Source organism: Pigmentiphaga soli, assembly GCF_039541095.1.
GTDB classification, from domain to species: domain Bacteria; phylum Pseudomonadota; class Gammaproteobacteria; order Burkholderiales; family Burkholderiaceae_B; genus Pigmentiphaga; species Pigmentiphaga soli.
On record NZ_BAABFO010000002.1, the window covers coordinates 122,354 to 147,572 of the forward strand.

Here is a 25,219-nt window from a genome sequence, read left to right on the forward strand (position 1 = left end):
GCTGCTACACGACGTTCGCCGCTACAGGAACGCCGCCAGCACGCCGGTGTACCAGTACAGCTTGTCGTTGCAGATCTCGCCGTTGGCGAACAGGCCGATCAGCGGCACTTCGCCCAGTTGCTTGCGGATCAGCTGCATTTCGGCGGAGGGGCCGCCGAACAGCGTGCCGGTGCGGCCCAGGCAGGAGATGTAGACCATGCCGCGCACCGCCTGCATGCCGCCGTGGCCGCGTTCGATGGCGTCGCGCAGTTCGGTGCAGGCGCGCACCAGGTCGGCCTGCGCGGCCTGGCGGTCGCGGCGGCAGAATGCCACGTGGTCGGCGGCGTCCAGTTCGGCGGCCAGCGCCAGCGCGCGCCGGCGGGCGTCGACGCCGATCAGCGGGCGCACCAGGTAGTCGCCGCGGACGAAAGCCTCGCCCTTGCCGATGCCGACGAAGGTGCCTTGCAGCATCTGCACGGTGGCGGCGCGTTCGCCGCGCGCCGCGGGCGGACCGTTGTTGGGCTCGCCGGCCATTGCGCGCGGCGGGCGGGTGTCCACGATGCCGGGGGCGGACAAGGTGTCCGGGGCGCCGATGTCATGCAGCAGCACGTCGAGCGCGGGTTCGTCGTCCAGCTTGCTGAGCAGCCGGCCCTGGGCCGCGGTGATCCGGTGCACCGGCCCGATCGGCTGGCAGCCCTGGCTCACGCGGCCGGCCACCGCCACGTTTTCCGACAGCACGACGCCCGACAGGCCGCCCGCCAGTATCTCGTCGGCGATCTGGGTGGACGCATGGCGGCTGCTCGACAGGCCGCCGAACAGGCGTCCGCCGGCCAGCTTGCCGGCCATGTCGCGCACGATGCCGGCCATGTCGGGCGTGGAGGCGTCCGCGTGCAGCAGCGCCGTCCACGCGGCGCGGCGGCCGTCGGGCAGCCTCGCGTCGCGCGCCGGCGGCGGCGACTTGCCGGAAAACACCTGGAAATCGCCCGGCGCGAAATCGGCCAGCATCAGGGCCATCGCCGGTTCGTCGATGTATTCGGCGGCCCCGGCCACGATGCCGACGCCGATCGCGCCCACCCAGTGGGTGACGCCGGTGCGTTCGCGCAGCGTGGCCAGGATCCCGGCCGCCGCGTCCGCGTAGTGGTCGGTCAGGTACAGCAGTCCCAGCGTGGCCCGCGCGCCCGCGCCGCGGCGGCAGGCCTGCTCGATCTGCGCCAGGCACAGCGCGGTCGACATCCGCCAGTCGGGATGCGTGGCGTGGGCCCAGGGGAAGGGATCGTTCATCGGAGCACCTTCCTGCGTGCGGCGGGGCCAGGCGCGTTCATGCCCCGCTCTTGGGCGCCCGTGCGGCGCGCTTGGCGGGCGCGCGCTTGCGCGCCGTCTTGGCCGGGGGCGTGGGCGTGGCGGCCTTGGCCGCGGTCTTGCCGGCGGCCTTGCGCGCCGCGCCGGCCCGCGGCCGGGGCGATGGCTTGGCGGGGCCCGCGCCGCCCTGGGCGGCCGGCGCGGCGGCGGCCTGGTGGGGCAAGGTCTGCGCCGTGGCCGCGGCGATGCGGTTGAACTGATCCTGCAGCATCGACCACCAGGCCTGGGCCGCGGGCATGCCATGCAGCGGCGCGGCGGCTTCGCCGGCGGAAGATGCGCCGGGCTCATTCGCCGCCGGCTCCGCCCGGGGCGGTTCGGCGGCCGGCATTGCGGGCGGGGCAGGAGCCGGCCCGGCGGCCGCCGACGGCGCGGCCGGCCTGAGCCCAAGCACGACTTCCAGCGGCGATGGCGCCGCATCCTTGGCCGCCGCGGCGCCGGCATCGTCGTGGCTGGCGTAGGGATTGCCGACCGCCTCGGCGAACGAGCGCAGCGTGGAAATCGTGGCGCGCTGCACCTCCAGCCCCTGGATCGTGCCGCGCAGCATCGTCAGGTTCAGATTGAGCCAGTTCTCGATGGCGCGCAGGTCGGTAATGCGGCGGTCGAGTTCGTCCAGCCCCATGGAAGGGGAAACCGGCGCGGCCGGCGTCAGGCTGCCCCACATCTGCCGCATCATTTCCAGGCTCTGCAGCACTGGATTGGCGGCGGCGTCGGGCGCGGCGCCGGGAAAGCCGAAGGGATTGCCCGGGTTGGAAATCATGGCGTCGTCCTTGGACCGGCCGGGCCGGGTTCGGGTGATGAAGCGGGGCCGCGCACGGCCTGGTCGATCGCGCCGAACAGGCTGGCGCCGCCGGCGTCGAGCATCTCGATGCGGAGATGGTCGCCGTACTGCAGGAAGCCGGTGCGCGCGCTGCCTGCGGCAGCGATCTCGCGGCCGCGCTGTTCGGCGATGCTGGCATAGCCGGCCTCGGGGTCGCGGTTCGACACCGGGCCGGTGCCGACGATGCTGCCGGCGCGGCAATTGCGTGTCTTGCACAGCTGCGCGATCAGCGTGGGGAAACCGAAGGCCATGTCGACGCCGGCCTGCGGGCGGCCGGCCGGCGTGCCGTTCCATGTCACGGTAAGCGGCAGATGCACCCTGCCGTCGCGCCAGGCCGCGCCCAATTCGTCGGGGGTGATCGCGACCGGCGAGAACGCGGCGGCCGGCCGGCTGAGGAAGAAGCCCTGGCCCGCGGCGCGTTCGTCCGCTTCCAGTTCGCGCAGCGCCACGCCGTTGACCAGCATCAGCAGCCGGATCGCGTCGGCCGCCTCGACCGCCGTGCTGCCCAGCGGGACGTCGCCGGTGATCGCGGCCAGGCCGGCCTCGAAATCGATGCCGAAGGCTTCTGCGCCGCACACGATGTCGTCGGTCGGCCCCAGCAGATCATCGCTGCCGGCCTGGCGCAGCACGGGGGCGCTGCGCGGCGTTCGCGACGGCGCCGCGTCGCCGGCCTGGCCCGGGCAGGCCGCCGCTTCGGCTCGCATGTAGGCGCGCGGCAGCGGCGCCGCGCAGCGCGCCGGATCGAAGGGAAAGGGGTGGCGCGCGCGGCCGGCGTTGAGCGCGTCGTACAGGTCTTGCAACTGCGGGGCGATGAAGTTCCAGTCGTCGAGCGCGCGCTGCAGCGTGGGGGCGGCATCGGTGGCGAAATGCGCGGTGGAAAGGTCGCGCGATACCACGATGAGCTGGCCGTCGCGGGAGCCGTCGCGCCAGGATGCGAGTTTCATAGGCTTGCGGATGTTGCGTGGACGATCAACGTTACCACGGCCGCGCGGCAATGCCGGCCGTGGATGTCCGGTACGATATCCGTTCGACCCTTTCTTTGCTCGGCGGCCGCTGGCCGTCGCGGCGCATGCACGATGATGACGCGTTCCTTCTTTTCGCCCGGGCGCCTGGCCCGCTGGGCCGCCGCCTGCACCCTGGCGGCGGCTGCCGCCGCGGCCGCCGCCGCGCCGCTGGCGCCGCCGCCTTCGGCGCGGCTCACCTACCAGCTCAAGGCAACGGCCAAGGGCTTTCGCATCAATGTCGAAAGCCAGCTCGACTGGTCGCGCGACGGCGGCAGCTACCGCCTGGTCAACCACGGCAGCTTCCTGGTGTTCAGCTTCGAATTCGCCAGCAACGGCAGCGTGGACGACGCCGGCGTGCATCCCGCGCGCTACCAGGAAACCCGCAACCGCAAGGTCAAGGCGGTGGATTTCGATGCCCAGGCCGGCCAGGTGCGCTACACCGGCGGCAGCCAAGAGCCCTATGCCGCCGGCATGCAGGACCGCATGTCGGTGCTGATGCAGCTGGCCGCGATGGGGCGCGCCGATCCGGGCGCCTTCGCGGCCGGCAAGGTGGCGAGCTTCCGCGTGGCGGGCTCGAGCCACAGCGACACCTGGCGCTTCAAGGCCGTGGGCAACGAACAGCTCGACACCACGCTGGGCAAGATCGACGCGGTGCACCTGGTGCGCGAACGCGACCACGACGACGGCCAGAAGATCGAGGTCTGGCTGTCGTCCGCCTACGACTGGCTGCCGGTGCGGGTGCTGTCGCAAGAGACGAGCGGCGATTCGCTGGACCAGGTGCTGACCCGCATCGAGCGCTAGGCGGGATCGGCGCCTTTTACGGCAGCACGCGCACCTGGTCCACCAGTTCGGTGGTGTAGGCCTTGCGCACGTCCACCTTCGGGTCCAGCAGCTTTTCCTTGACCATGAAATCGCGCGTGGCCTGCCAGCGTTCGTCGGTCATCGTCAGCAGGCCGCGAGCGGCGGCGTCGCCGCCGTCCACCAGGTGCGCGCGGCGCAGCGCGTCGACGCCGTAGTCCAGCAGGTCTTGCGTCATCTGGGGGTTGTCCTTGCGGATCAGGGCGTTGCCCGGCGCGGGGTTCTTCAGATAGCTCTTCCAGCCTTCGGCGCTGGCCTCGATGAAGCGCCGCAGCGCGTCTTTCTTGGCCGCCAGGCTCTTCTGCGTGGCCACCACGGTTTGCGCATACGGAGGATAGCCGTAGTCGCCCAGCAGGAACACGGTGGGCGCGGCGCCGGTTTCGCGCTGGATGGTGAAGGGTTCCGAGGCCAGGTAGCCCTGGGTGGCCGAGTTCTTGTCGGCCAGGAAGGGCTGCACCGAGAAGGTGTAGGGCTTCTTCTGGGCGTCGGTGAAGCCGTAGCGGCTCTTCAGCCAGGGCCAGAAGGTGGTCTCGCTGGCCTGGCCGATGAACAGCGTGTGGCCTTTCAGGTCTTCCAGCTTCTGCGGGCCGGGGTGCGCCACCAGCACGGTGGGCGAGCGCTGGAAGGTGGTGGCCAGCGTGACCAGCGGCAGGCCCTGTTCGATGCCCTTGAGCGTTTGCAGGTCGTCGCCCATCGCGATGTCGTACTTGCCGGCCAGCAGCAATTGCAGCACGTTGACCTGGGGGCCGCCCATGCGGATCTCGACGTCGAGGCCGTGCTTCTTGTAGATGCCTTCGGCCACGGCCTGGTAGAAACCGCCGTGCTCGGCCTGGGCGTACCAGTTCGAGCCGAACACGATCTTGTCGGGCGGGCCGCCGGCGGCGCTGGCGCAGGCCGCGACCAGCAGGGCGCCGGCGGTCGACAGCAGGCGGACGAAAGAGAGGATTCGCATGGGGGCGCTCCAATTGTCTTCGGGGGGATGGCGGCAAGTGTAGTGCCTGCCGGCCTTCGCTGGCGATGGCGTCGTGCCTCAGTGCTCGCGTTCGCTGGCATGCCAGCGGCCCAGCGCCAGCCGGCCCAGCAGCGTCATTACCGCGAACAGCGCCACGCCGGTCACCGTGATCAGGAACAGCGCCGCGAACAGGCGCGGGATGTTGAGCTGGTAGCCCGCCTGCAGGATCTGGTAGGCCAGCCCCGTCTGCGTGCCGCCGGTGCCGGCCACGAACTCGGCCACCACGGCGCCGATCAGCGCCAGCCCGCAGGCGATGCGCAACCCGCCGAAGAAGGCCGGCAGCGCCGACGGCACCCGCAGCCGCCACAGCACCTGCCAGCGGCTGGCGCGCTGCAGCCGGAAGTAGTCGAGCAGGCCCGGGTCCACGCTGCGCAGGCCGAGCACCGTGTTGCTGATGATCGGGAAGATCGCAGCGATGGCCGCGCACAGCGTCAGCGCCGCCACGGTATCGTCGATCCAGATGATCAGCAGCGGCGCGATCGCCACGATGGGCGTGACCTGCAGCAGCACCGCGTACGGGAACAGGCTGGCCTCGATCAGCCGGTTCTGCACGAACAGGAAGGCCAGCAGCACGCCCAGCAGGGTGGCTGCGGCCAGCGCCAGGCCGGTCACCTTCAGCGTGAACCACAGCGAGCCCGACAGCAGGCCCCAATCGCGCGCCAGCGCCCGGGCCACGTCGACCGGGGAGGGGACCAGATAGGAAGGCACGTCGAACAGCCGCACCAGGGCGTGCCACAGTACGACGGACAGCACGGCTACCGCCACCGGCGCCGACATCCGCAGCGACGACGCACGAACCCGCGCCGTCCCATCCAGGATGCGGCGGATCCGGCTCCGCCGGTCCGCCCGCATCGCACCCTCGAGGGGGCGCGCGAAGCGCGCAGGGGGTGGGCTCATGCTTCGTGGGCCTCCGCCAGCTCCGCCTGCAGCCGCGCCGCGAAGCGGGCGAATTCGGGCGAAACGCGGAACGCGGCGTCGCGCACGGGCGCGTCGATCGGGATGTCGGCCGTGACGCGGCCCGGGCGCGGCGACATGACGATCACGCGGCTCGACAGATACACCGCCTCGAAAATGCTGTGGGTCACGAACACCACCGTCAGCCGCTGCGCGCGCGCCACGGCCAGCAGGTCGTCGTCCAGCCGCTGGCGGGTGATGTCGTCGAGCGCGCCGAAGGGCTCGTCCATCAGCAACACGGCCGGGTCGGTAACGAGCGCGCGGGCGATCGATACGCGCATCCGCATGCCGCCCGACAGTTCGTGCGGCAGCGCATCGGCGAACTCGCCGAGGCCGACCCGCTTCAGCGCAGCGTCGACCCGGCGCTGCCGCTCGGCCGCGCCCAGCCGGCCGGGGCCGCGCCGCAGGTCGAACGGCAGGCGCACGTTGCGCGCCACCGTCGCCCACGGCATCAAGGTCGGATCCTGGAATACATAGGACAGCCGTCCGGCCTCGGGGCCGCGCCCGATGCGGCCCGCGCTGGGATGGTCCAGCCCGGCGAACAGCCGCAGCAGCGTGGTCTTGCCGCAGCCCGACGGCCCCAGCAGGCTGACGAACTCGCCCGCGCCCACGTCGAGCGTGACCGGCGCCAGCGCCTGCGTGCCGTTCGGAAAGCGCCGCGCCGCGCCCTGTGCCTGCAAGACCGGCGCGGCCATCGCTCAGCGCTTGCCCGGACGGACGAAATGCAGCGTCCGCTCGCCGTCGAGGCCCGGTTCGGCATCGTCGCCGCAGGCCGCGGCCGGGGCCTGCGGGTCGATCGGGTCGAACGCGGTGTCGCCGTCGGCATCGGGCACGCCGGTGGGCTTGAGATTGAAGAAGTCGAACAGGCCGCGGTCCATCAGATGCGACGGCGTGACCCGCGACAGCGCGTTGAAGATGTTCTCGACGCGGCCGGGGTAGCGCTGCTCCCATTCGTCGATCAGCCGGTTGGCTTCCACGCGCTTCAGGTTGTCCTGCGAGCCGCACAGATTGCACGGGATGATCGGGAAGGCCTTCCACTCGGCGTAGGCGACGAGGTCGTCTTCCTTCACGTAGGCCAGCGGGCGGATCACGGTGTGGCGGCCGTCGTCGGACACCAGCTTGGGCGGCATGCTCTTGAGCTGGCCGCCGTAGAACATGTTCATGAAGAAGGTGGCCAGGATGTCGTCGCGGTGGTGGCCGAGCGCGATCTTGGTGGCCCCCAGTCGGTCGGCCACGCCGTACAGGATGCCGCGCCGCAGCCGCGAGCACAGCGAGCACATGGTCTTGCCCTCGGGCACCAGGCGCGTGACGATGGAATAGGTGTCCTGCGTCTCGATGTGGAAGGGGATGCCCAGGCCCGACAGGTAGCGCGGCAGCACGTCGTCCGGGAAGCCGGGCTGCTTCTGGTCGAGGTTGACCGCGACGATCTCGAAATCGATCGGCGCCCGCTCGCGCAGCTTCATCAGCAGGTCGAGCATGCCGTAGGAATCCTTGCCGCCCGACAGGCACACCATCACGCGGTCGCCCGGTTCGATCATGTTGTAGTCGGCCACCGCGCGGCCCAGGTCGCGCATCAGCCGCTTGTCGAGCTTGTTGCGCTCGCGTTCGTGGCGCTGGCGGGCGCGCGCGGCCAGCGCGGCGCGGTCGTCGGCGGCGGCCGCGATGCCGGCCGCCGTATCGGTTGCGGCGTCGTTGGCGATGTCGGCGGCGGTGCTCATGCTTGCGCGTCCTCCCGGCCGAGCGAGATCTCCACCCCGACCGCCGAACAGTCGGCGAAGGCCTGCGGCTTGCTGACGCGCAGCCGCACGTGGCTGACTTCGGCGAACTGCGCCAGCAGGCGCGCGGCCAGCCGGTCGCACAGGGTCTCGATCAGGTTGACGTGGGTGCGGGTGCACTCGTCGACGATCGCCTCGCGCAGCCGGCGGTAGTCCAGCACTTCGGCGATGCCGTCGTGGCGGGGAATGTCGGCCGCGGCCAGGTCGATCTCGGCGTCGACGTGCACGGGCTGGGTGGCGCCGCGCTCGTGGTCGAGAATGCCGATCTGGGCGTCGACGGCCAGGCGGTTGAAAAAGATGCGACGGGTCCGCATGGGTGTTCGGCTCAAGAGTTGCCGGCGGCCGGGGCCGCCGTGGAATGCATCATGCTGAAATCGCGCTCGAAGCGCACCAGGTGCTGGCCGCCGTCCACCACCAGCGTGGTGCCGGTGATCGACGGATTGCGCAGCGCGAAGGCGACGGCGTCGGCGATGTCTTCCGGCCGGCTGCCGTGGCCCAGCGGCGCCATGGCGTGGGTCTGCGCGAACTGCTGAGGCGTTTGCAGATGGCTGATCATGGTCAGCCCCGGCGCCACGCCCACCACCCGCACCGCCGGCGCCAGCGCCTGCGCCAGCATGGTGGTGGCCGATTCGAGCGCGGCCTTGCTCAGCGTGTAGGAAAAGAAGTCGGGATTGTAGTTCCACAGCTTCTGGTCGAGCAGGTTGACCACCACCCCGCGCGCCTGCGCGCCGCGGCGCCCGACCGCCCGCGCCAGCTCGCGCGCCAGCACCACCGGCGCCACCAGGTTGGGCAGCATGTGCCGCTGCAGCGAGGCGGCGTCGAAACTGCCGGCGTCGTCGTAATCGAAGTGGGCGGCGTTGTTGACCAGCGCGTCGATGCGGCCGAAGCGGCTTTCCACGGCCGTCACCAGCCCGGCCAGCGCCTGCGGGTCGGCAAGGTCGCAGGCAAAGGTTTCCGCCCGCACGCCCAGGCCGCGCAGGGCCGATTCGGTGGCCAGCGCGTCGTCGCGCGAGTGCGCGTAATGGACGGCCACGTCCCAGCCGGCGCGGGCGAGCGCCAGCGCGATCTCGCGGCCGATGCGGCGTGCGGCGCCCGTCACCAGCGCGACGGGGCGGGGCGAAGCGGAAGGAGCGGTCATGGGAACGTAAAATGCGAAAGGCCGGCATGCCGCCAGCGCGTTCCCGCAGTTTACCAAGCCCCGCCGGGCTGCCGCGCGACGGCGATACACGCAACCACGAGGTGCGCCACCATGCTGCTAGAAGGTTCCTGCCATTGCGGCGCCGTAAGGTTCAGCCTGCAGAGCGCCCATCCCTATCCCTACCAGCGCTGCTATTGCTCGATCTGCCGCAAGACGCAGGGCGGGGGAGGCTATGCCATCAACCTGGGCGGCGACGCGCGCACGCTGAAGGTGACCGGGCGCGACGATATCTCCGTCTACCACGCCAAGCTGCGCGAAGCGGGCGAGCGGCGTTCCCACGCCAGCACCGCCGAACGGCATTTCTGCCGCCGCTGCGGCAGCGCGCTGTGGCTGTTCAGCCCGGAATGGCCGGAACTGGTGCATCCGTTCGCGTCGGCCATCGATACGCCGCTGCCGGTGCCGCCGGAGCATACGCATCTGATGCTGGGTTCCAAGGCGCCGTGGGTGGAGGTGCAGGCCGGGCCGAAGGACAAGCAGTTCGATGTCTATCCGGAGGAGTCGATCGCAGAATGGCACCAGCGGCTGGGGCTGGAACGCTGAGCGCTCAGCCCCGCCCGGCGGCGGGCGGCTCCCCGTATGCCGCGCGGTAGCCGGACAGGATCGCGTCCCGGCTCTTGCCCGCGCGGGCGGCATCGCCGATGACGTCCACCCGCTGTCCCGGCGCGGCCAGCCGCGCGATGGCCGCGCCGGTGGGACGGCGGGCGCGGTAGTAAAGCCAGTCGCGCAGCCGTCCGGATTCGAACAGGCCGCGCGCCAGCCGCGACCGGGCCCAGCCCCGTTCCAGCATCGCCCGGGCCAGCCAGCCGAGCCCGAAGCGGTAGCGCGCGCCGGTGGCCACCACGATCCGGTCGTAGCCTTGCAGCCGTGCCGGCTCGCGGCGGACGTCCACGCCGAACTGCAGGTCGACGCCGGCATCCCGGCATGCCGCCGCCAGTTCTTCCGCATAGCGCCGCAAGGCGGACTCGTCGGCCGCCACGTCCTGGAATCTCGGCGCCTTGCCGGCCTGGCGCAGCGCGCCGCCGGCGACCAGCCCGCGCTCGAGCACGGTGACCCGGTTGGCCGGGGCGGCCAGCAGCGCATACGACAGGCCGGCCGGCCCGGCGCCCACCACGCAGATCCGTTCGCCCCGGACCGATGCGCCGCCGGGTGGAAAGCGGGTCTCGTCGGCGGCCGCCGGATTGACCAGGCATAGGAGGCGGCTGCCGCCTCGCATATCGTTCACGCAGGTGTTGCAGGCCACGCAGCGCCGGACCGGCCGGCCGGCAAGGACCTTGGCCGGCCAGTCCGGATCGGCCAGCAGGCTGCGTCCCAGCGCGATGAAGTCGGCCCGGCCCTCGGCGAGCGCGGCGCGCGCCACGGCGGGACTGCCGAGCCGTCCCACCGCGATCACCGGCACGCCGACGCGGCGCCGGATCCGTTGCGCGTAAGGCAGGAACACGCCTTCGGGGAAGGCCATCGGCGGGATCATGAGCTCGGCCGACGGCTGCGAGCGGTAGTGGGCGGCGCTGACGTGGATGGCGTCGGCGCCGGCCTGCGCCGCCCATTGCGCCACCTGCTCGGCCTCATCGGCCCGCAGGCCGCCGTCGAACAGGTCGTCGGCGCTCAGGCGGTAGATCACGGGAAAGCCGGGCAGCCTCTCCTTGATGCCGCGCACGATCCGCAGCCCGATGCGGGCGCGGTTTTCCAGCGAGCCGCCGTATTCGTCGTCGCGCCGGTTTTCCGCCGGACACAGGAACTGCGACAGCAGGTAGCCGTGCGCCGCATGCAGTTCGACGCAATCGAAGCCGGCCCGCCGCGCGCGGGCCGCCGCGTCGACGAAGGCCGCGATCGTCTGTTCGATCCTGGCGCGGTCCATCGCCAGCGGGACGATGGTCTCGCCGTGCCCTTCGTAGACATGGTGCGGCAGCGCCGAGGGCGCGATCGGCGTCTCGCCGCAGATGTCGGCGCGCGTATGGCCGCCGGCGTGGCCGAGCTGGATCGATACCTTGGCCCCGTGCTCGTGCAGGACGCCGGTCAGCCGCGCCAGGCCGGGCAGGAAGCGGTCGTCGTGGATCCCGAGTTCGTGCGCCCGGTGCCGGCCGACGCGTTCGGGCGATGCCATCTCGACCGTCAGCAGCCCGGCCCCGCCCGCCGCGCGGGCGCGGAAATAGGCGATGGTCGCATCGGTGACGTGGCCGTCGGCGGTGGCCAGGCGGGTCGTCATGGGCGCCATGACGATGCGGTTGCGCAGTTGCAGCGTGCCGATCTGCCCCGGCTGGAACAGCGGGTCCATCGCTTCAGGCGAAGGCGCCGGCGCGCGTCACGCCGGCCGCTTCGAGGGCTCGCCTGACGGCCTCGATGTCGGCCGGGCGGGGCGTGACCAGCGGCGGGCGCACCGCCGGGCACGGGATGCGGCCCAGCGCGTACAGGGCCTGTTTCATGCGGTTGTGCATGTCGATGAAAGGATCGGCGTAGAAGGCGGCGGCCAGCGGCGCGATCCGGTCGTTGAGCCGGCGCGCCAGCGCCAGGTCGCCGGCGCGGACGGCGCGCCACAGCGCCACGTGCAGGTCGGCGATCACGCTGCCCGATCCCGACAGCAGGCCGTTGCAGCCGAGCGCGAGCGAGCCGAACAGCCAGGCGCTGTGGGTAGTCAGCACGTTGACCGGCCGCGGCAGGCTCTGCAGCACGCGAATGTGCCGTTCGTGCTGCGGAACGTTGTTGCACCAATCCTTGATCGCCCTGATGGACGGTACCGCCTCGACCAATGCCAGCAGCGTGTCGAGCGGGTAGCCCAGGCCGCCGGCCAGCGGATACTGGAAGCAGATCATGGGCAGGTCGGTGGCGTCGGCGATGGTCTTGAAGTGCGTGACGGCGATCTCGGGCCGGCCATGGGTGCCGAGCGCGAACGGGCCGGGAGGAAAGACCAGCAGGCAGGAGGCGCCACCGCGCTCGGCCATGCGGGCGATGCGGGCCGCCTCGAAGCTGCCGTCGGCATAGACGCCGGCGATAACCGGCGTCCGGTCGCCGATCTCGTCCAGCGTCACGTCGAGCACGCGCCGCTGCTCCTCGAAGGAGCAGGCGTTGACCTCGGTCGAATGGGCGTTGACGGTAATGGCGTCGACGCCGTCGACCCGGGCCACGTCGCGCAGATGGCTGCGATAGGCGGCCTCGTCGATCGACAGGTCTTCCTTGAACGGCAGCAGGCAGGCGGGAATGACGCCGCGCGGAACGAAATCGGGGTACTTGCTCATCACGTCTCCTCGGAGGTGCGGCCGCTATGCGGCTTGGCAGGCAAAGATGCCGGCATTACAGCGTCGTTCAATAGTAAGAACAACTTCATTGTTTTTATCGATTATTATCGTGCGGCCTAAGTATCGGAAATGCCCCGCATGCGCCACATCACGCTCAGGCAGATCGAAGGCTTCATCGCCGCGGCCGAGGCGCTATCGTTCGCGCGCGCCGCCGAGAGCCTGCACGTCACGCCGCCCGCTTTCTCGCAATTGATCGGCGAACTGGAGGCCGGGCTGGGCGTGCGGCTGTTCGATCGCACCACCCGCCGCGTCATCCTCACCACCGCCGGCGAATCGCTGCTGCGCAAGATGAAGCGCGGCCTGTTCGAGATCGACCAGGCCTGCGAAGACGCCAAGGCCATCGCCCGCCTGGAGCGGGGGCATCTGACCGTCTCGACCCTGCCGTCGCTGGCGGTCGGCATCGTCACCCAGTCGCTGGGGGAAATGCGCACGCGCTTTCCGGGCCTGACGGTCAGCCTCTACGAAGACCACAACGGCTCCCTGCTCGACCGGCTGGCCCAGGGCGAGGACGATTTCGCCATCTGCGCGTACAGCGAAGGCACGCGCGACCTGGACTTCGACGATCTGTTCGTGGAGGAACTGGTGGCCGTGCTGCCGGAGTCGCACCCGCTGGCCCGGCGCCGGATCCTGTCCTGGACATCGCTGGAAAGCGAGGCGCTGATCCTTACCGCCCTGCAATCGAGCATACGCGAGCAGGTACGGCATGCGCTGCGGCACAACCGCATCGACAAGCGCAACGAGTACGAGACGGCCAACATGTTCACCGCGCTGGCCATGGTGAGGGCCGGGTTCGGCATGACCATCGTGCCGCTTACCGTGCTGCCCGAGGTCAACATGGCCGGGCTGGCGTGGCGCCGGCTGCGCAATCCCACGCCCAGGCGCCGCATCGTGATCGGCCGCCGCCGCGACCGTACCGCCTCGCCGGCCGCGCAGCGGTTCGAGGCCTTGCTGCGCGAGCGCATCGAGGCCACCGGCATCGGGGCCCGCGCCGCCGCGCGCTGAGCGCGCCGCGGCGCCGCCGGCCGGCGCCCTCAGCGCATGTACTGGACGTCGCCGCACACTCCGAGGGCCTGGCCCGAGATGTTGCGCGCGGCGGGCGAGCACAGGAACACGACCGCGGCGGCGATGTCGCGCGGCGTGACGAAGCGCCGCAGCGCCACCTGCGTCGTGTAGAGCGCTTCGGCTTCCTGGAAGGTCATGTTCTGCCGCTTCGCCCGTTCCGCATACAGCCGCTCGTGGCGTTCGCCCTCGACGGTGCCCGGCAGCACCGCATTGACGCGGATGTTGTGCGGCCCGAGTTCGGCGGACAGGCTGCGCGTCAGCCCGACCACGCCCCACTTCGAGGCGGCGTAGCCGGCGCGGCCCGGGTAGCCCATGCGGCCAGCCACCGAGGAAGTATTGACGATGGCGCCGCCGCCCGCCTGTTTCAGCATGGGGACGGCGCGCCGGGTGCAATAGAACATGCCATTCACGTTGACCTGCATGTTGCGTTCCCATTGCGCCGGGTCGTTGTCTTCGATGGGGCCCACCGGTCCGGTCACGCCGGCGTTGTTGACGAGGATGTCGAGCCCGCCGAAGTCCTCGGCGATGCGGGCGAACATGGCGTCGACCTGCCCGGCGTCTGACACGTCGGCGCGGGCGGTGCGTACGCCGGGCAGGGCCTGTTCGCATTCGGCCAGCGCCTCGGCCGACACGTCGCAAACGTATACCTGGGCCTGAGCGTCGAGCAGCGCCTCGGCGATCACCCGGCCGATGCCCGATGCCGCGCCGGTGACCAGGGCCCGCTGGCCCCGGCAACTGAAATCCAGCCCTTTCCCGTGTTGTCCGATGGGATCCATTCGATTGCCTTCGCTGTGAATGAGGGCGCCGCGCGCCCCGGTTGCTTCAATTGATGCGGACGTCCGCTTCCTTGATGATCACGGACCATCTGGCGATGTCGTCGCGGATCAGCCGGGCGAACGCCTCGGGCGTGCTGCCCACCGGCGAGAAGCCCTGGGCGAGCAGGTCTTTCGACATCCCGGGCAGGATGCCCACCAGTTCGTCGTGCACCCGGTCGGCGATGGCGCGTGGGGTGCCGGCCGGCGCGGCGATGCCGAACCACTCGCTGATCTCGTAGCCGGGCACGCCGGATTCGGCCACCGTCGGCACCTCCGGCAGGAGCGGGCTGCGCTGGGCCGTGGTGGTGCCCAGCGGAATGGCCTTGCCGCTCTTGATGAAGGGCAGCATCGAGCCCATGTTGGCGAACATCATCGATACCTGGCCGCCCACCAGGTCGGCGGAGGCCGGGCCGGCGCCCTTGTAGGGCACGTGCAGCATCGACGTGCCGGCCTGCTGGTTGAACAGCACGCCGGCCAGATGGGTGGCCTGCCCGCTGCCCGACGACGCGTACGTCAGGCTGCCCGGCTTGGCCTTGGCCAGGGCGATGAGCTCGCGCACCGACCGCACCGGGACGGATGGGTGCACCACCAGCACGTAGGGCACCACCACCAGTTGCGAGATCGGTTCGAAGTCTTTGACGGGGTCGAAGGGCAGCTCGCTATACAGCGATGGATTGATGGCCAGCGTGCTGCCCGGCGCGAGCAGCAGCGTATAGCCGTCGGCCGGCGCCTTGGCGGCCATGCCGGTGCCGATGTTGCCGCCGGCGCCGCCGCGATTGTCGACCACCACCTGCACCTTCAGGCGCTCGCCGAGCTTCTGGCCGATCTGGCGCGCCAGGATGTCGGTGGCGCCGCCGGGCGGGAACGGCACGATCAATCGGATGGGTTTGTCGGGCCAGGCATCGGCCTGCGCGGTGATGGGCAAGGCCGAGGCAAGGCCTGCCGCGCACGCCAGCAATAGGGCTGCGCGCCTGCATGGATTCATAGTCGTCTCCGTCCAGTCGTGAACTTGCCGCCGGTCGGTCCGTCGGAACGGCCGCCCGTGCGTGGCTTGTCGTCAGGGACTGAACGAAGCTTGTGTCGTCCGCCCTAGCGTCTGCGCATTAGAGCAACGCGCAAACATAGGATCAAATTCATAATACTTACCGATTATTCGGTTCAGCCTAATGGCTGGCCTAGGGCTGCACCGCCAGGAACAACACCGCCCCGATGCCCAGCATCACGAACGGGCTGATCCGCGTATACATCAGCGCCAGCGTCGACACCGCCGCCATCCCCCACGCCCACACGCCGCCCTCGGCCGCGCGCAGGATGGTGCACGACGCCGCCAGGATCATGCCCGCCGCCACCGGCACCAGGCCGGCCTCGATGGCCTGCAGCCCGGGCGTGTGGCGGAACCGGGCCCACACGTGCGCCAGCGCGTACACCAGCACCGAGCTGGGGATGAAGATGCCGACCGATGCCACCAGCGCGCCGGCCAGGCCGGCGGCCTGCCAGCCCACCAGCGTGGCCAGCAGCGAGCCGGGCCCGGGGATGATGCGAGACAGCGCGTAGAGGTTCAGGAATTCCGCGTCGCTCATCCAGCCGTAGACGTCGACCGCCTGCCGGTGGACGTCGGCGATCACGCTCTGGCCGCCGCCGACGGTGAGAAGGGAAAGCGGCCCGAAGACGCCCAGTATATTGAGCAGGATCTTGACGTTCATGCGGGCCTCCGGGCGCGCCGGCGGGCGAAGGCCAGGCCGATCGACAGGGGCGCCATGGCCGCGATGACCGTCAGCAGCGGCAGGCGCAGCAGGAAGATGCCGATGAAGGTGACCGCCATGACCGCCAGCGGCATCAGCTCGGCGGCCGCGCGCTGCGCGGCGCGCAGCCCGGTCTGCAGCGACAGGCCGACCGCCGCGGCGGCCACGCCCGACAGCGCCACGTGCACCGGCTGCGACTGGCTGATGCTGGCGAAGGCCGCCGCCAGGCCGATGGCCAGGCACATGGGCGGCACCACGATGCCCAGCGCAGCCATCAATGCGCCCGGCCCCTGGCGCAGGCGAAAGCCGAGCCAGATCGCCAGGTTCACCACGTTGACGCCCGGGAAGGACTGCGCCAGCGCCAGTCCGGTCAGGAATTCCGTCTCCGAGATCCAGGCACGGCGGTGCACGAAGTCGCGCATCATCCATCCGCTCAGGCCGCCGCCGAAGCTGGTGAGGCCCACTTTGGCGAAGGCCTTGAAGACTTGTCCGAGCGTGGGGACGAAGGCGTCGCCGGGCTGGCCGGGAGCCTGGGAGCCGGGGGATGGCTGGTGCATGAGGGTGGCCGTGATTCGAGAGTTGCCGGAAACGCGCCGGAATAGTGGAGACGTCGAGGATCAGTTAATAATCTTAAGCACTAAAGGGTCTGGCGATAAAGCGTTCCGTGGGCCGCAAGCCGGATGCCGGCCGTCCCGCTTCCGTGTCATCATGCCGGGATGGAGCCGACACCGCTATTCCCGCTGGCCCGGGCGCTATTCCCGGATGGCGTGCTGCACTTGCGCATTTTCGAGGTGCGCTACCTCGACATGATCAAGAAATGCATCGCCGACGGCAGCGGCTTCGGCGTGGTGCCGCTGCTGGAAGGCAGCGAGGTCCGTGTTCCCGGCGCCTCCGAAACGCTGGCGCAGGCCGGCACCATGGCGCGCATCGAAGCATGGGAAGCGCCGATGCCGGCGCTGTTGCAGCTGCGCTGCCTGGGCGTGGGCAAATTCCGCCTGGCCGCGCCGCGCCAGCTCAGGCATGGCCTGTGGGTGGGCGAAACCGAGCCGGTGCCGTCCGACACGCCGGTGGAATTGCCGCCAGGATTGCAGGCCGCGGCCGACGCGCTCGGCCGTTTCATCGCCAGCCTGCAGCGCGGCGGAGTGGCCGCGGCCGAGATGCCGATCGCGCCGCCATTCCGGCTGGACGAATGCGGCTGGGTGGCCGACCGCTGGGCCGAATTGCTGCCGTTGCCGCCGCAGCGCAAGCAGGAACTGCTGCTGCAGGAAGACCCGGCGCAGCGGCTGCGCGAGATGCACGCCGAACTCGACCGGCGCGGGCTGCTGGCGCCCTAGCGCCAGCGCCCGCGAACTGCCGCGCCCCGCCTCCCGGACCATCGGCCGGGACCCAGCGCGGTCGGCACGCGCCGCATGAGAAAATCCCCGCCATGAACCCCTTGCCGATGCCCGACAGGCTCCCCCCGCTCGACCCCGATTCGCAGGCGCACGCCGAAGCCGTGGCGCGTTACCTGCGCCGCCGCATCGACGCGGCCGGCGGCTGGCTGTCGTTCGAGGATTTCATGGACCAGGCGCTGTACGCGCCGGGCCTGGGCTATTACGCCGCAGGCAGCCGCAAGCTGGCCGGCGGCGCCGATCTGGCGCCGGCCGGCGATTTCGTGACCGCGCCCGAGTTGACGCCGCTGTTCGGCGCCACGCTGGCGCGCCAGGTGGCGCAGGTGCTGGCCGGCTGCGGCGGCGCCGACGTGCTGGAATTCGGCGCCGGCACCGGCGCGCTGGCCGAATCGGTGCTCGATGCCTGCGATGCCCTGGGGCTGCGCGTGTCCTACCAGATCATCGAAGTGTCGGCCGACCTGCGCGAGCGCCAGCAGGCCCGGCTGGCGCGCCGCGGCGAACGGGTGCGCTGGCTCGACCGCCTGCCGGAGTCCTTCCGCGGCTGCGTGCTGGCCAACGAGGTCCTCGACGCCATGCCGGTGCGCCTGTTCCGCTGGGGCGAGACGGCGCTGCTGGAACGCGGCGTGGCCTGGTCGGGCGACCGTTTCGCGTGGGCCGACCGGCCGGCGCCGGCTGGGCTGGCCGGGATGGTGGCTGCGCGCATGCCGCCGCTGCCCGGCTATGTGTCGGAAATCAATCCGCGCGCCGAGGCCTTCGTGCGCGGCATGGGCCAGTGGCTGGAGGCCGGGGCCGCGCTGCTGATCGACTACGGTTTCGGGCGCAGCGAGTATTACCATCCGCAGCGGCTGGAGGGCACGCTGATGTGCCACCTGCGCCACGTGGCGCACGCCGATCCGCTGGTGGCCGTGGGCGTGCAGGACATCACCGCCCACGTCGACTTCACTGCCATGGCCGAGGCCGCGCTGGAGGGCGGCCTCGAGGTGCTGGGCTATGCCGCGCAGGCGTCGTTCCTGATGAACGCGGGGCTGGCGGAACTGCTGGCTGCGGCGGACCCGTCCGACGCCCGCGGCCACGCGCGCGCCGTCGCGCCGGTGCAGAAGCTGCTGTCGCCGGCGGAGATGGGGGAATTGTTCAAGGTATTGGCGGTGGGGCGCGGCCTGTCGCAGCCGCTGATCGGCTTCGCCCGCGGCGACCGGCGCCACGCGCTCTGACGGCGGGCCGGTTGCCGGCCTGGACCGGGCCGGCCATTGCGCGCGATGGAGGCTGCGAAGGGCGCCGGCCGCCGCTCAGCGCACGCCGCGCGTATCGCCGAACCAGCCGGCCATCGTTTGCCGCGCCTTGGCCTTGACGTCGTCCGTCACGTACAGCGCGGTGGCCGCCATGGTCGTGACTAGCAGGCTCAGGTCGTCGCCGAAGCCCACCCCGGGGATGAAATCGGGCACGGCGTCCAACGGCAGGATGAAGTAGCCGAGCGCGCCGTAGATGGCCGTCCGCGCCCAGCGCGGGGTGGCCGGATCCTGGGCCGCGTAGTACAGCCACAGCACTTTTTCCACTACCTGCGCGCCGGCGCCGCGCGCATGGCGCGCGAGCCGGCGCATCAATCCACTATCGGCCTGGCGGCGCCCGAAGGCGTGGGGAAGTCGTTTCATCTCGGATCGGCTCCGGCACTGGATTGCGGCTGGGCTTTCAACTGACCCCGGCCACCCGGTTTCGTTCCGCCGGCCTGGCGATGTTCTTCGCCGACGCGGATCGTTCTCAATGCGCCGACAGCGCGCGCAGCCGCGCCTGGCGCACGGCGTCCTTGATGCGGCCGGGATCGCCGGCGTGCTCGCGGGCGACGGCGCCCGCATCGACGGTGCGGATGGCGTCCAGGCTCGCCTGCCAGCGGGCGGGATCGACCGGCGCGGCCAGCCGCGCGGCCTGCAGCAGTTCGGCGAAGCGTTGTGGCTTGCGCAGCGCATCGGCTCGCTCCAGCGTGCGCAGCGTCGCGTCGCGGCCGGCGGCATCGCCGGAACCCGAATCGCGCGGCGCGGCATGGCTGCCGCCGGCCTCGCGCAAGGCTGGCAGCAGTTCTTTCAGCAGGCGCGCCTGGTCGGCGCATTCGGCCGGCGCGCGCAGGCGCCTGGACAGCGCGGCCGGATCGGCCGCCGCCGTGCACAGCAGCGCGTAGCGGCCCGCCAGCGGCAGGCCTTCGCCGGCCGCGCGGTCGAGCAGCGCGTCGGTGGCCGGGTCCGCCGCCAGGCCCGGCGCGATGCGGGCCAGCGCGCCGGTGTCGCGCAGCACCGCGATCATGCGCGAAGGATGGTCCTGCATCAGCCCGCGCGAGATTTCGCGCCACACCCGTTCGGGCACCAGCGCGTCGGCCTCGCCCGATTCGACCATTGCGCGGCACAGCGCCAGCGTTTCGGGCGCCACCGAAAAATCGGCGAAGCGCGCGGCAAAGCGCGCCAGCCGCAGGATGCGCACCGGGTCTTCGGCGAAGGCCGGGCCCACGTGGCGCAGCACGCGGCGCTCCAGGTCCTGCCGGCCGCCGTAGGGGTCGACCAGCCGGCCGTCGGGCGCCTGCGCGATCGCGTTGATGGTGAGGTCGCGCCGCCCGAGATCGTCTTCCAGCGTGACGTCGGCCCCGGTATGGAAGGTGAAGCCGCGATAGCCGCGGCCGGATTTGCGCTCGGTGCGCGCCAGCGCGTATTCCTCGTGCGTGGCCGGATGCAGGAACACCGGGAAGTCGCCGCCCACAGGCACGAAGCCGCGATCGGACATTTCTTCCGGCGTGGCGCGCAGCACCACCCAGTCGCGGTCGCCGGCCGGCAGCCCGAGCAGCGCGTCGCGCACCGCGCCGCCCACCACATAGACGTCGAGCCCTTGCGTAGCCGATAAGCGCGTAGGGGGGGTCATGTCCGTCGGCTGCGCAGCAGGTCGTAGCGCGTGCCGGTGCGCATGCTGCCGAGATAGTCGGGCGCGATGGCCTCGAGCGCGGTGGGCGGAACGTCGAGTTCGGCGGCGATGGGCTCGTCGGTCACGGCATCGCGCGACAGCGAATCGAGGTTGTCGCGCGACAGCGGCGGCTCGCCCGGCAGCAGTTCCAGCAGGCCGGCCTGCAGCTTGCCCAGCGCCAGCGGCAGCGGCAGCACGCGGCGGCGATGGCCGCTCCAGGCCGCGGCCCGCTCCACCAGTTCGCCCAGCGTGTACGACTGCGGCCCGGCCAGCGCGTAGCTGCGGCCGTAGGTGCGCGGGTCGTCCAGCGCATGGGCCGTCGCCAGCGCCACGTCGCCCACGTAGACCGGCTGCAGCCGCGCCGAGCTGGCCGCCAGCGGCAGCACCGGCAGCAGCCGCGCCAGCGACGCGAAGCGGTTCATGAACTGGTCTTCGGGGCCGAACACCACCGACGGCCGGAAGATCGTCAGCGCGCCGTCGGGCCAGGCGTCGAATACCTTGCGCACGGCCGCCTCGCCGTCGCCCTTGGAGCGCAGGTACATGCTCGGGCCGGCGGGATCGGCGCCCAGCGCGCTCATGTGCAGCAGCCGGCGCACCCCGTGCGCGGCGCAGGCGCGCGCGATGCGCTCGGGCAGCTCGACGTGGTTGCGGCGGAACGCCTTGCCATAGGGCCGCCCGCGGTCGCCATGCAGGATGCCGACCAGATTGACCACCGCGTCCTGGCCCTGCACCAGGCCGGCGAGCGCGGCGTCGTCGTGGATGTCGGCTTCGATCACGTCGACCGTAGGCAGCAGGATCAGGTGGCGGGCGCGGATGTAGCGCCGGGTGGGCACCGTCACTTTCCGGCCTTCGGACACCAGCCGGGCGACCAGGTGGCTGCCGATGAAACCGGAGCCGCCGATCACGAGTACGCGTTGATGTTTCATGGTGGAAATGCCTGCCTGTCGGGATGACTATGGAATCTTAGTCGTTTCCACGGGCAGCGGAATGACGGTGCCGAGACGGGCCTTCAGCGATTGCGGCTGGCCGGTGAACAGCGCCGCGTAGTAAGTGGCGTTCGACAGCACTTTCTGGACGTAGTCGCGCGTTTCGTTGAACGGAATGGTCTCGGCGAAGATCGCGCCTTCGACCGGCCCGTTCAGCGTGGCGCGCCAGGCGTCGGGCCGGCGCGGGCCGGCGTTGTAGCCGGCCGAGGCCAGCAGCGCGGAGCCGCCCAGGTTGTCCAGCACGATGCGCAGGTAATTGGTGCCGAGCGTCAGATTGGTGTCGAAGTCGGTCACGCCGGACGGGTTGTAGCCTCGCATGCCGATGCGATTGGCCACCCACTTCGCGGTGGCCGGCATGACCTGCATCAGGCCGCTGGCGCCGGCGCTCGACCGCGCGTTCATCACGAAACGCGACTCCTGCCGGATCAGGCCGTAGACCCAGGTGGGATCGATGCCGATCTCGCGCGCCTTGTCCACCAGTTCGTCGCGAAACGGCATCAGGAAGCGCAGGTTGAAATCGTGCTGGCTGCGGGTGCGGTCGGCGGTGTTGACGGCGCGGTCGTAGATGTCGTCGTCGTGCGCCAGCTTGGCGGCCGCCAGCAGCTGGCGGTCGTCCATGCCGCGCAGCGCGTAGTTCCATTCGCGCACGGCCTCGGTGCGCCAGCCGAGGTCGAACAGGGCCAGCGCCCGCTGCAGTCCGGGGTTGTACTGCGCCTGGGCCAGTTCGGCCGGCGTGACGGGAGGCGCGCTGACCGGGATGGTGGTGGGGATGCCGAGTTCCTCGGCCGCCAGCTGGCCGTAGAAGTCGAAGCGGTCGGCGATCCGGCGGAAGGCCTGCTGCCCCTCGGCCTGCGCGCCCAGCGCGACCAGGGCGCGGCCGCGCCAGTAGACCCAGGCCGGCTCGTCCTGCAGCGGCGCCGGCAGCAGGCCGATATAGCGCTGCACCAGGCCCCAGTCGATCGGGCTGCGGCGCAGCGCGGCGCGCACCCGCCACTGGGCGTTGTAGTCGGTGAGCCGGGCGCTTTCGCTGGCGCCGTACCAGTCGAGCGCGACCGGGTCGAGCTTGAGGGCGGCCTGCAGCGCGAACTGGCTGCGCACCCAGGCGGCGTCGGCGGCGGGCAGGCGCTGCGCCCAGTTGCGCTCGAAGTATTCGTAGCCCGCGTACAGGTCGTTGCGCGCCAGGCGCGCCAGCGCCTGCACCACCCGTTCGCGGCTTTCGCGGTCGCGCGGCGCGTCGGCCTTGACCAGCCAGGGCATGGGCTTGTCGAGTGCGGCGGCGAAGGCCTTCTGCCCGGCCGGGTCGAACAGGTTGCGCGCCAGCCGCCGGGCGGCGGTGACCGCGTTGCTTTCGGTCATCGCGCGCAGCTGGACGACCAGGTCGTCCCATTGCAGCACGCCATCGGCCTGCAGGCGGTCGTACAGGTCCCAGCAGGCGTCGCCCGGCTCGAAGGCGGCCATGGCGCGCTGCGCGGTGACCGCGTCGCCGCCGTCGTGGCGGGCCAGCAGGATGGCGCAGTCGATCTGCGGCGTGGTGACGGTGGTGTCGGCGTTGGCCCGTATCGCGGCGTAGTCGCCGTTCTTTTCGGCGGCGGCGATCCAGTCGCCGCGCAGCCGTTCGGCCAGGTAGGTGCCGCGGTGCTGCTCGATGAAGCGGCGCAGCCCGTCTTCCGGCACCGGCTTCTTCGGGTCGGCCAGTTGCTGGCGCAGCCACCAGTATTCGGGGTAGGCTGCCAGCACGTGGCCCTGGATGCGCGGGATCAGCGCCTGCAGCAGGTCTGCGTTGCCGGTCTGCACGGCGGTGCGGGCAGCCAGCAGCGCGTCACGCGCGCCGGGCGGCTCGCCTTGCGCGGCGGCGCTTGCCAGCCACAGGGCGAGCAGTGCTGTAATGCAGGATCGGAAAAGGAGGGTCTGGCAGGCCATGACGGGTAGGATATCACCGGCAAAACCCACGGCTGATGCGGTCATCGGCGATAGTGTGGCGTCCGCGCAGCGACCGGCCGGCGCCGGCCCCGCGCTGGCCCGGCTGCGGGCCGGATTGCGGGCGCGGCGGGCCGCGCTCGGAAACCAGCGGCGAAGCGAGGCCGATGCGCGGATCGCGGCGCTGATCGAGGTTCGCGTGCGCGAATGGCTGGGGCGGTGGGAAGCCGGAATCGAGGGGGGCCGGTCCGGCGAAGCGCGCGCGGCCGGGCCGGCCGGCGCCGCCAACACCCTGAAAGGCTCCGCTGCGGCAGGGGCCGCCGGCGAAACGGATGCCTACCCAGGCCCGCGCGTGCTGGCGGCGTTCTGGCCGATCGGCGAAGAGCCCGACTTGCGGCCGCTGCTGGCCAGGCTGGCCGCCGACCCGCGCCTGTGCCTGGCGCTGCCGGTGATCGAGCGCCGCGCCGCGCCGCTCGGCTTTCGCCTATGGACGCCCGGCGCCGCGATGCGGGCCGGCGACTACGGTATCCCCGAGCCGGCCGACGCCGCGCCCGCGCGGCCCGACATCGTGCTGGTGCCCACGCTCGGCTTCACGGCGCAAGGCGACCGCATCGGCTACGGCGGCGGCTTCTACGACCGCACGCTGGCGCAACTGCGCCGCGGCGGCGCCGTGACCGCGTTCGGGGTTGCCTACGCCTGCGGCGCGCTGGGGCCGGACGAACACGTGCCCGCTCCCCACGACGCCCGGCTCGACGCGGTGGTTACCGAGAACGGCTGGGTGCCGGCAGGCGCGTGAAGCCCGCCGGGGGCTACTTCAGCGCTTTCCAGATCCCCAGCACGGACTCGGCCTGGTTCATCGTGTAGAAATGCAGGCCGGGCGCGCCGCCTTCCAGCAGGCGCCGGCACAGCGCGGTGACCACGTCGAGCCCGAAGGCTCGGATCGAGGCGCGGTCGTCGCCGAAGGCGGCCAGCCGCAGCCGGATCCAGCGCGGGATCTCGGCCCCGCACATGTCGGAGAAGCGCGCCAGCTGGCTGAAGTTGGTGATCGGCATGATGCCCGGCACGATCGGCGCCGTCACGCCGCGCGCGGCGGCGCGCTCGACCAGGTCGAAATAGGCGTCGGCGTTGAAGAAGTACTGCGTGATCGCGCCGTTGGCGCCGGCCTGCATCTTGCGCACGAAGTGGTCCAGGTCCTGCTCGGGCGTCTGGCCCTGGGGGTGCATCTCGGGGTAGGCGGCCACCTCGATGTTGAACCAGTCGCCGGTTTCGCGGCGGATGAAGGCGACCAAGTCGCTGGCGTAGCGCAGTTCGCCCATCTCGCCCATGCCCGAGGGCATGTCGCCGCGCAGCGCCACCAGCCGGCGGATGCCGTGCTCGCGGTAGGTGGCCAGCACCGAACGCAAGTCGTCGGGCGTGGAGCCGACGCAGGAAATGTGCGGCGCGACGTCGTAGCCGAGCCGCTGCAGCATCTCGGCCGCCGATAGCGTGCCGGCGCGCGTGGAGCCGCCGGCGCCGAAGGTGACGCTGGCGAAATCGGCGCCCAGGGGCAAAAGCTGCTTGGCGGCGCGCACCAGACGTTCCTGCGCGGCCACGTCGCGCGGCGGGAAGAATTCCAGGCTGTAGACCGGCGCCGCGCGCGGGGAGGAAGAAGGCTGGGAACTCACGGGAAACGTGTCCGTAGGAATGGAAGGCTCAGCTCGGGATGATCGACGACAGCACGCCCGAGATCAGGCTGTAGAGCAGCGCGCCGGCCACCGCCCACCAGAAGCCGTTGACCTGGAAGCCCTTCAGGATCGAGCCGGCGAACCAGAACAGCAGCGCGTTGAGCACGATCAGGAACAGGCCCAGCGTGACAATGGTGATCGGCAGCGTCAGCAGCACCAGCACCGGCTTGACCAGCGAATTGAGCAGGCCCAGCACCAGCGCCGCGATCAATGCCGAGCCGAAGCTGGCCACCGCGATGCCGGGCAGCAGGTAGGCGACGATGAGCAGGGCGACGGCGTTGAGCAGCCAGACGAGCAGCAGGGTCATGACAATCTCCAGAGGATGAAATCGTTCTACAGCGCCTGGCCCCCGAGCTTGGACCCAGGACGCCGCGGATCCGGCTCCGCCGGTCCGCCGGC

General features: G+C 71.2%; 27 protein-coding genes. 6 read left to right on the plus strand and 21 right to left on the minus strand.

What is annotated here, in order from left to right; all coding sequences use genetic code 11:
* Nucleotides 1-21 precede the first annotated feature (21 nt).
* From ABD927_RS02950 to ABD927_RS02960, 3 genes are read right to left on the minus strand one after another with little or no spacing between them, the layout of a single operon-like run.
* A complete protein-coding gene (locus tag ABD927_RS02950) occupies nucleotides 22-1,260 on the minus strand; it encodes an FIST signal transduction protein (protein WP_345246158.1) in 1,239 nt (412 codons plus the stop codon).
* Between the two features lie 37 nt (nucleotides 1,261-1,297).
* Nucleotides 1,298-2,095: a PhaM family polyhydroxyalkanoate granule multifunctional regulatory protein gene (locus ABD927_RS02955; protein ID WP_345246160.1), complete on the minus strand. Its 798-nt coding sequence runs from the start codon at nucleotides 2,093-2,095 to the stop codon at nucleotides 1,298-1,300.
* Nucleotides 2,092-3,099 (minus strand): fumarylacetoacetate hydrolase family protein, encoded by a 1,008-nt coding sequence (locus ABD927_RS02960; RefSeq protein WP_345246162.1) that lies wholly within the window; start codon nucleotides 3,097-3,099, stop codon nucleotides 2,092-2,094. Before ABD927_RS02960 ends, ABD927_RS02955 begins: the two co-directional genes overlap by 4 nt.
* Before the next feature lie 132 nt (nucleotides 3,100-3,231).
* Here ABD927_RS02960 and ABD927_RS02965 point away from each other — a divergent pair, with 132 nt between their 5' ends.
* Nucleotides 3,232-3,960, plus strand: coding sequence for a DUF3108 domain-containing protein (locus ABD927_RS02965; protein WP_345246164.1), 729 nt, complete (start codon nucleotides 3,232-3,234; stop codon nucleotides 3,958-3,960).
* A gap of 16 nt (nucleotides 3,961-3,976) precedes the next feature.
* On the opposite strand, the gene ABD927_RS02970 is transcribed toward ABD927_RS02965, so the two are convergent.
* The 6 genes from ABD927_RS02970 to ABD927_RS02995 form a co-directional block, all read right to left on the minus strand.
* A complete protein-coding gene (locus ABD927_RS02970) occupies nucleotides 3,977-4,969 on the minus strand; it encodes an ABC transporter substrate-binding protein (protein WP_345246166.1) in 993 nt (330 codons plus the stop codon).
* A 78-nt stretch (nucleotides 4,970-5,047) separates the two neighbouring features.
* Complete coding sequence (locus tag ABD927_RS02975) at nucleotides 5,048-5,806, minus strand: ABC transporter permease (RefSeq protein WP_345246486.1); 759 nt, start codon at nucleotides 5,804-5,806, stop codon at nucleotides 5,048-5,050.
* A 116-nt stretch (nucleotides 5,807-5,922) separates the two neighbouring features.
* Complete coding sequence (locus ABD927_RS02980; RefSeq protein ID WP_345246168.1) at nucleotides 5,923-6,678, minus strand: ABC transporter ATP-binding protein; 756 nt, start codon at nucleotides 6,676-6,678, stop codon at nucleotides 5,923-5,925.
* 3 nt (nucleotides 6,679-6,681) lie between these two features.
* Nucleotides 6,682-7,701 (minus strand): tRNA 2-thiocytidine(32) synthetase TtcA, encoded by a 1,020-nt coding sequence (gene ttcA / locus ABD927_RS02985; RefSeq protein ID WP_345246170.1) that lies wholly within the window; start codon nucleotides 7,699-7,701, stop codon nucleotides 6,682-6,684.
* Nucleotides 7,698-8,072 carry a dihydroneopterin aldolase gene (gene folB, locus ABD927_RS02990; protein WP_345246172.1) on the minus strand — a complete coding sequence of 125 codons (375 nt, stop codon included), beginning with the start codon at nucleotides 8,070-8,072 and terminating at the stop codon, nucleotides 7,698-7,700. The genes ttcA and folB overlap by 4 nt, the downstream gene beginning before the upstream one ends.
* Before the next feature lie 11 nt (nucleotides 8,073-8,083).
* Nucleotides 8,084-8,896: an SDR family oxidoreductase gene (locus ABD927_RS02995; RefSeq protein WP_345246174.1), complete on the minus strand. Its 813-nt coding sequence runs from the start codon at nucleotides 8,894-8,896 to the stop codon at nucleotides 8,084-8,086.
* Between the two features lie 111 nt (nucleotides 8,897-9,007).
* Here ABD927_RS02995 and ABD927_RS03000 point away from each other — a divergent pair, with 111 nt between their 5' ends.
* Nucleotides 9,008-9,496: a GFA family protein gene (locus ABD927_RS03000; RefSeq protein ID WP_345246176.1), complete on the plus strand. Its 489-nt coding sequence runs from the start codon at nucleotides 9,008-9,010 to the stop codon at nucleotides 9,494-9,496.
* A gap of 4 nt (nucleotides 9,497-9,500) precedes the next feature.
* On the opposite strand, the gene ABD927_RS03005 is transcribed toward ABD927_RS03000, so the two are convergent.
* Nucleotides 9,501-11,228 (minus strand): oxidoreductase, encoded by a 1,728-nt coding sequence (locus ABD927_RS03005; RefSeq protein WP_345246178.1) that lies wholly within the window; start codon nucleotides 11,226-11,228, stop codon nucleotides 9,501-9,503.
* 4 nt (nucleotides 11,229-11,232) lie between these two features.
* Nucleotides 11,233-12,186, minus strand: coding sequence for a dihydrodipicolinate synthase family protein (locus ABD927_RS03010; RefSeq protein ID WP_345246180.1), 954 nt, complete (start codon nucleotides 12,184-12,186; stop codon nucleotides 11,233-11,235).
* 138 nt (nucleotides 12,187-12,324) lie between these two features.
* Between ABD927_RS03010 and ABD927_RS03015 the strand changes: the two genes are divergently transcribed.
* Complete coding sequence (locus tag ABD927_RS03015) at nucleotides 12,325-13,248, plus strand: LysR family transcriptional regulator (protein ID WP_345246181.1); 924 nt, start codon at nucleotides 12,325-12,327, stop codon at nucleotides 13,246-13,248.
* 29 nt (nucleotides 13,249-13,277) lie between these two features.
* Here the strand turns inward: ABD927_RS03015 and ABD927_RS03020 are convergent, their stop codons facing one another.
* From ABD927_RS03020 to ABD927_RS03035, 4 genes are all read right to left on the minus strand, one after another.
* Nucleotides 13,278-14,084 (minus strand): SDR family oxidoreductase, encoded by an 807-nt coding sequence (locus ABD927_RS03020; RefSeq protein ID WP_345246183.1) that lies wholly within the window; start codon nucleotides 14,082-14,084, stop codon nucleotides 13,278-13,280.
* 46 nt (nucleotides 14,085-14,130) lie between these two features.
* A complete protein-coding gene (locus ABD927_RS03025; protein ID WP_345246185.1) occupies nucleotides 14,131-15,108 on the minus strand; it encodes a tripartite tricarboxylate transporter substrate binding protein in 978 nt (325 codons plus the stop codon).
* A gap of 190 nt (nucleotides 15,109-15,298) precedes the next feature.
* Complete coding sequence (locus tag ABD927_RS03030) at nucleotides 15,299-15,826, minus strand: chromate transporter (RefSeq protein WP_345246187.1); 528 nt, start codon at nucleotides 15,824-15,826, stop codon at nucleotides 15,299-15,301.
* Entirely contained in the window at nucleotides 15,823-16,422 is a 600-nt protein-coding gene (locus ABD927_RS03035; RefSeq protein WP_345246189.1) for a chromate transporter, read from the minus strand. Before ABD927_RS03035 ends, ABD927_RS03030 begins: the two co-directional genes overlap by 4 nt.
* A 159-nt stretch (nucleotides 16,423-16,581) precedes the next feature.
* Here ABD927_RS03035 and ABD927_RS03040 point away from each other — a divergent pair, with 159 nt between their 5' ends.
* Together ABD927_RS03040 and ABD927_RS03045 are read left to right on the plus strand one after the other, a co-directional pair.
* Complete coding sequence (locus ABD927_RS03040) at nucleotides 16,582-17,199, plus strand: LON peptidase substrate-binding domain-containing protein (RefSeq protein ID WP_345246191.1); 618 nt, start codon at nucleotides 16,582-16,584, stop codon at nucleotides 17,197-17,199.
* Nucleotides 17,200-17,291: 92 nt separating this feature from the next.
* On the plus strand, nucleotides 17,292-18,467 hold the full coding sequence (locus ABD927_RS03045; RefSeq protein WP_345246193.1) for a class I SAM-dependent methyltransferase: 1,176 nt from the start codon (nucleotides 17,292-17,294) through the stop codon (nucleotides 18,465-18,467).
* 75 nt (nucleotides 18,468-18,542) lie between these two features.
* Here the strand turns inward: ABD927_RS03045 and ABD927_RS03050 are convergent, their stop codons facing one another.
* The 4 genes from ABD927_RS03050 to ABD927_RS03065 form a co-directional block, all read right to left on the minus strand.
* Nucleotides 18,543-18,905: a YkvA family protein gene (locus tag ABD927_RS03050; RefSeq protein WP_345246195.1), complete on the minus strand. Its 363-nt coding sequence runs from the start codon at nucleotides 18,903-18,905 to the stop codon at nucleotides 18,543-18,545.
* Nucleotides 18,906-19,011: 106 nt separating this feature from the next.
* On the minus strand, nucleotides 19,012-20,154 hold the full coding sequence (locus tag ABD927_RS03055) for a tRNA nucleotidyltransferase/poly(A) polymerase-related protein (RefSeq protein WP_345246197.1): 1,143 nt from the start codon (nucleotides 20,152-20,154) through the stop codon (nucleotides 19,012-19,014).
* Nucleotides 20,151-21,119 (minus strand): complex I NDUFA9 subunit family protein, encoded by a 969-nt coding sequence (locus tag ABD927_RS03060; protein WP_345246199.1) that lies wholly within the window; start codon nucleotides 21,117-21,119, stop codon nucleotides 20,151-20,153. The genes ABD927_RS03055 and ABD927_RS03060 overlap by 4 nt, the downstream gene beginning before the upstream one ends.
* Before the next feature lie 27 nt (nucleotides 21,120-21,146).
* Entirely contained in the window at nucleotides 21,147-23,099 is a 1,953-nt protein-coding gene (locus ABD927_RS03065) for a lytic transglycosylase domain-containing protein (protein WP_345246201.1), read from the minus strand.
* 55 nt (nucleotides 23,100-23,154) lie between these two features.
* Between ABD927_RS03065 and ABD927_RS03070 the strand changes: the two genes are divergently transcribed.
* A complete protein-coding gene (locus ABD927_RS03070) occupies nucleotides 23,155-23,892 on the plus strand; it encodes a 5-formyltetrahydrofolate cyclo-ligase (protein WP_345246203.1) in 738 nt (245 codons plus the stop codon).
* Nucleotides 23,893-23,905: 13 nt separating this feature from the next.
* Here the strand turns inward: ABD927_RS03070 and metF are convergent, their stop codons facing one another.
* Nucleotides 23,906-24,760: a methylenetetrahydrofolate reductase [NAD(P)H] gene (gene metF, locus ABD927_RS03075; RefSeq protein ID WP_345246205.1), complete on the minus strand. Its 855-nt coding sequence runs from the start codon at nucleotides 24,758-24,760 to the stop codon at nucleotides 23,906-23,908.
* A 28-nt stretch (nucleotides 24,761-24,788) separates the two neighbouring features.
* Nucleotides 24,789-25,127, minus strand: coding sequence for a phage holin family protein (locus tag ABD927_RS03080; RefSeq protein WP_345246207.1), 339 nt, complete (start codon nucleotides 25,125-25,127; stop codon nucleotides 24,789-24,791).
* Nucleotides 25,128-25,219 lie beyond the last annotated feature (92 nt).

Coding starts and splice junctions, on each gene's coding strand:
- ABD927_RS03050 (WP_345246195.1), bottom strand. CDS start 18,905: ATGAAACGACTTCCCCACGCCTTCGGGCGCCGCCAGGCCGATAGTGGA.
- folB (WP_345246172.1), bottom strand. CDS start 8,072: ATGCGGACCCGTCGCATCTTTTTCAACCGCCTGGCCGTCGACGCCCAG.
- ABD927_RS03020 (WP_345246183.1), bottom strand. CDS start 14,084: ATGGATCCCATCGGACAACACGGGAAAGGGCTGGATTTCAGTTGCCGG.
- ABD927_RS03010 (WP_345246180.1), bottom strand. CDS start 12,186: ATGAGCAAGTACCCCGATTTCGTTCCGCGCGGCGTCATTCCCGCCTGC.
- ABD927_RS03025 (WP_345246185.1), bottom strand. CDS start 15,108: ATGAATCCATGCAGGCGCGCAGCCCTATTGCTGGCGTGCGCGGCAGGC.
- ABD927_RS02960 (WP_345246162.1), bottom strand. CDS start 3,099: ATGAAACTCGCATCCTGGCGCGACGGCTCCCGCGACGGCCAGCTCATC.
- ABD927_RS02955 (WP_345246160.1), bottom strand. CDS start 2,095: ATGATTTCCAACCCGGGCAATCCCTTCGGCTTTCCCGGCGCCGCGCCC.
- ABD927_RS03015 (WP_345246181.1), top strand. CDS start 12,325: ATGCGCCACATCACGCTCAGGCAGATCGAAGGCTTCATCGCCGCGGCC.
- ABD927_RS02995 (WP_345246174.1), bottom strand. CDS start 8,896: ATGACCGCTCCTTCCGCTTCGCCCCGCCCCGTCGCGCTGGTGACGGGC.
- ABD927_RS03055 (WP_345246197.1), bottom strand. CDS start 20,154: ATGACCCCCCCTACGCGCTTATCGGCTACGCAAGGGCTCGACGTCTAT.
- ABD927_RS03065 (WP_345246201.1), bottom strand. CDS start 23,099: ATGGCCTGCCAGACCCTCCTTTTCCGATCCTGCATTACAGCACTGCTC.
- ABD927_RS02975 (WP_345246486.1), bottom strand. CDS start 5,806: ATGTCGGCGCCGGTGGCGGTAGCCGTGCTGTCCGTCGTACTGTGGCAC.
- ABD927_RS03060 (WP_345246199.1), bottom strand. CDS start 21,119: ATGAAACATCAACGCGTACTCGTGATCGGCGGCTCCGGTTTCATCGGC.
- ABD927_RS03040 (WP_345246191.1), top strand. CDS start 16,582: ATGGAGCCGACACCGCTATTCCCGCTGGCCCGGGCGCTATTCCCGGAT.
- ABD927_RS03005 (WP_345246178.1), bottom strand. CDS start 11,228: ATGGACCCGCTGTTCCAGCCGGGGCAGATCGGCACGCTGCAACTGCGC.
- ABD927_RS03045 (WP_345246193.1), top strand. CDS start 17,292: ATGAACCCCTTGCCGATGCCCGACAGGCTCCCCCCGCTCGACCCCGAT.
- ABD927_RS02965 (WP_345246164.1), top strand. CDS start 3,232: ATGATGACGCGTTCCTTCTTTTCGCCCGGGCGCCTGGCCCGCTGGGCC.
- ttcA (WP_345246170.1), bottom strand. CDS start 7,701: ATGAGCACCGCCGCCGACATCGCCAACGACGCCGCAACCGATACGGCG.
- ABD927_RS02970 (WP_345246166.1), bottom strand. CDS start 4,969: ATGCGAATCCTCTCTTTCGTCCGCCTGCTGTCGACCGCCGGCGCCCTG.
- ABD927_RS02950 (WP_345246158.1), bottom strand. CDS start 1,260: ATGAACGATCCCTTCCCCTGGGCCCACGCCACGCATCCCGACTGGCGG.
- ABD927_RS03030 (WP_345246187.1), bottom strand. CDS start 15,826: ATGAACGTCAAGATCCTGCTCAATATACTGGGCGTCTTCGGGCCGCTT.
- ABD927_RS02980 (WP_345246168.1), bottom strand. CDS start 6,678: ATGGCCGCGCCGGTCTTGCAGGCACAGGGCGCGGCGCGGCGCTTTCCG.
- ABD927_RS03035 (WP_345246189.1), bottom strand. CDS start 16,422: ATGCACCAGCCATCCCCCGGCTCCCAGGCTCCCGGCCAGCCCGGCGAC.
- ABD927_RS03080 (WP_345246207.1), bottom strand. CDS start 25,127: ATGACCCTGCTGCTCGTCTGGCTGCTCAACGCCGTCGCCCTGCTCATC.
- ABD927_RS03000 (WP_345246176.1), top strand. CDS start 9,008: ATGCTGCTAGAAGGTTCCTGCCATTGCGGCGCCGTAAGGTTCAGCCTG.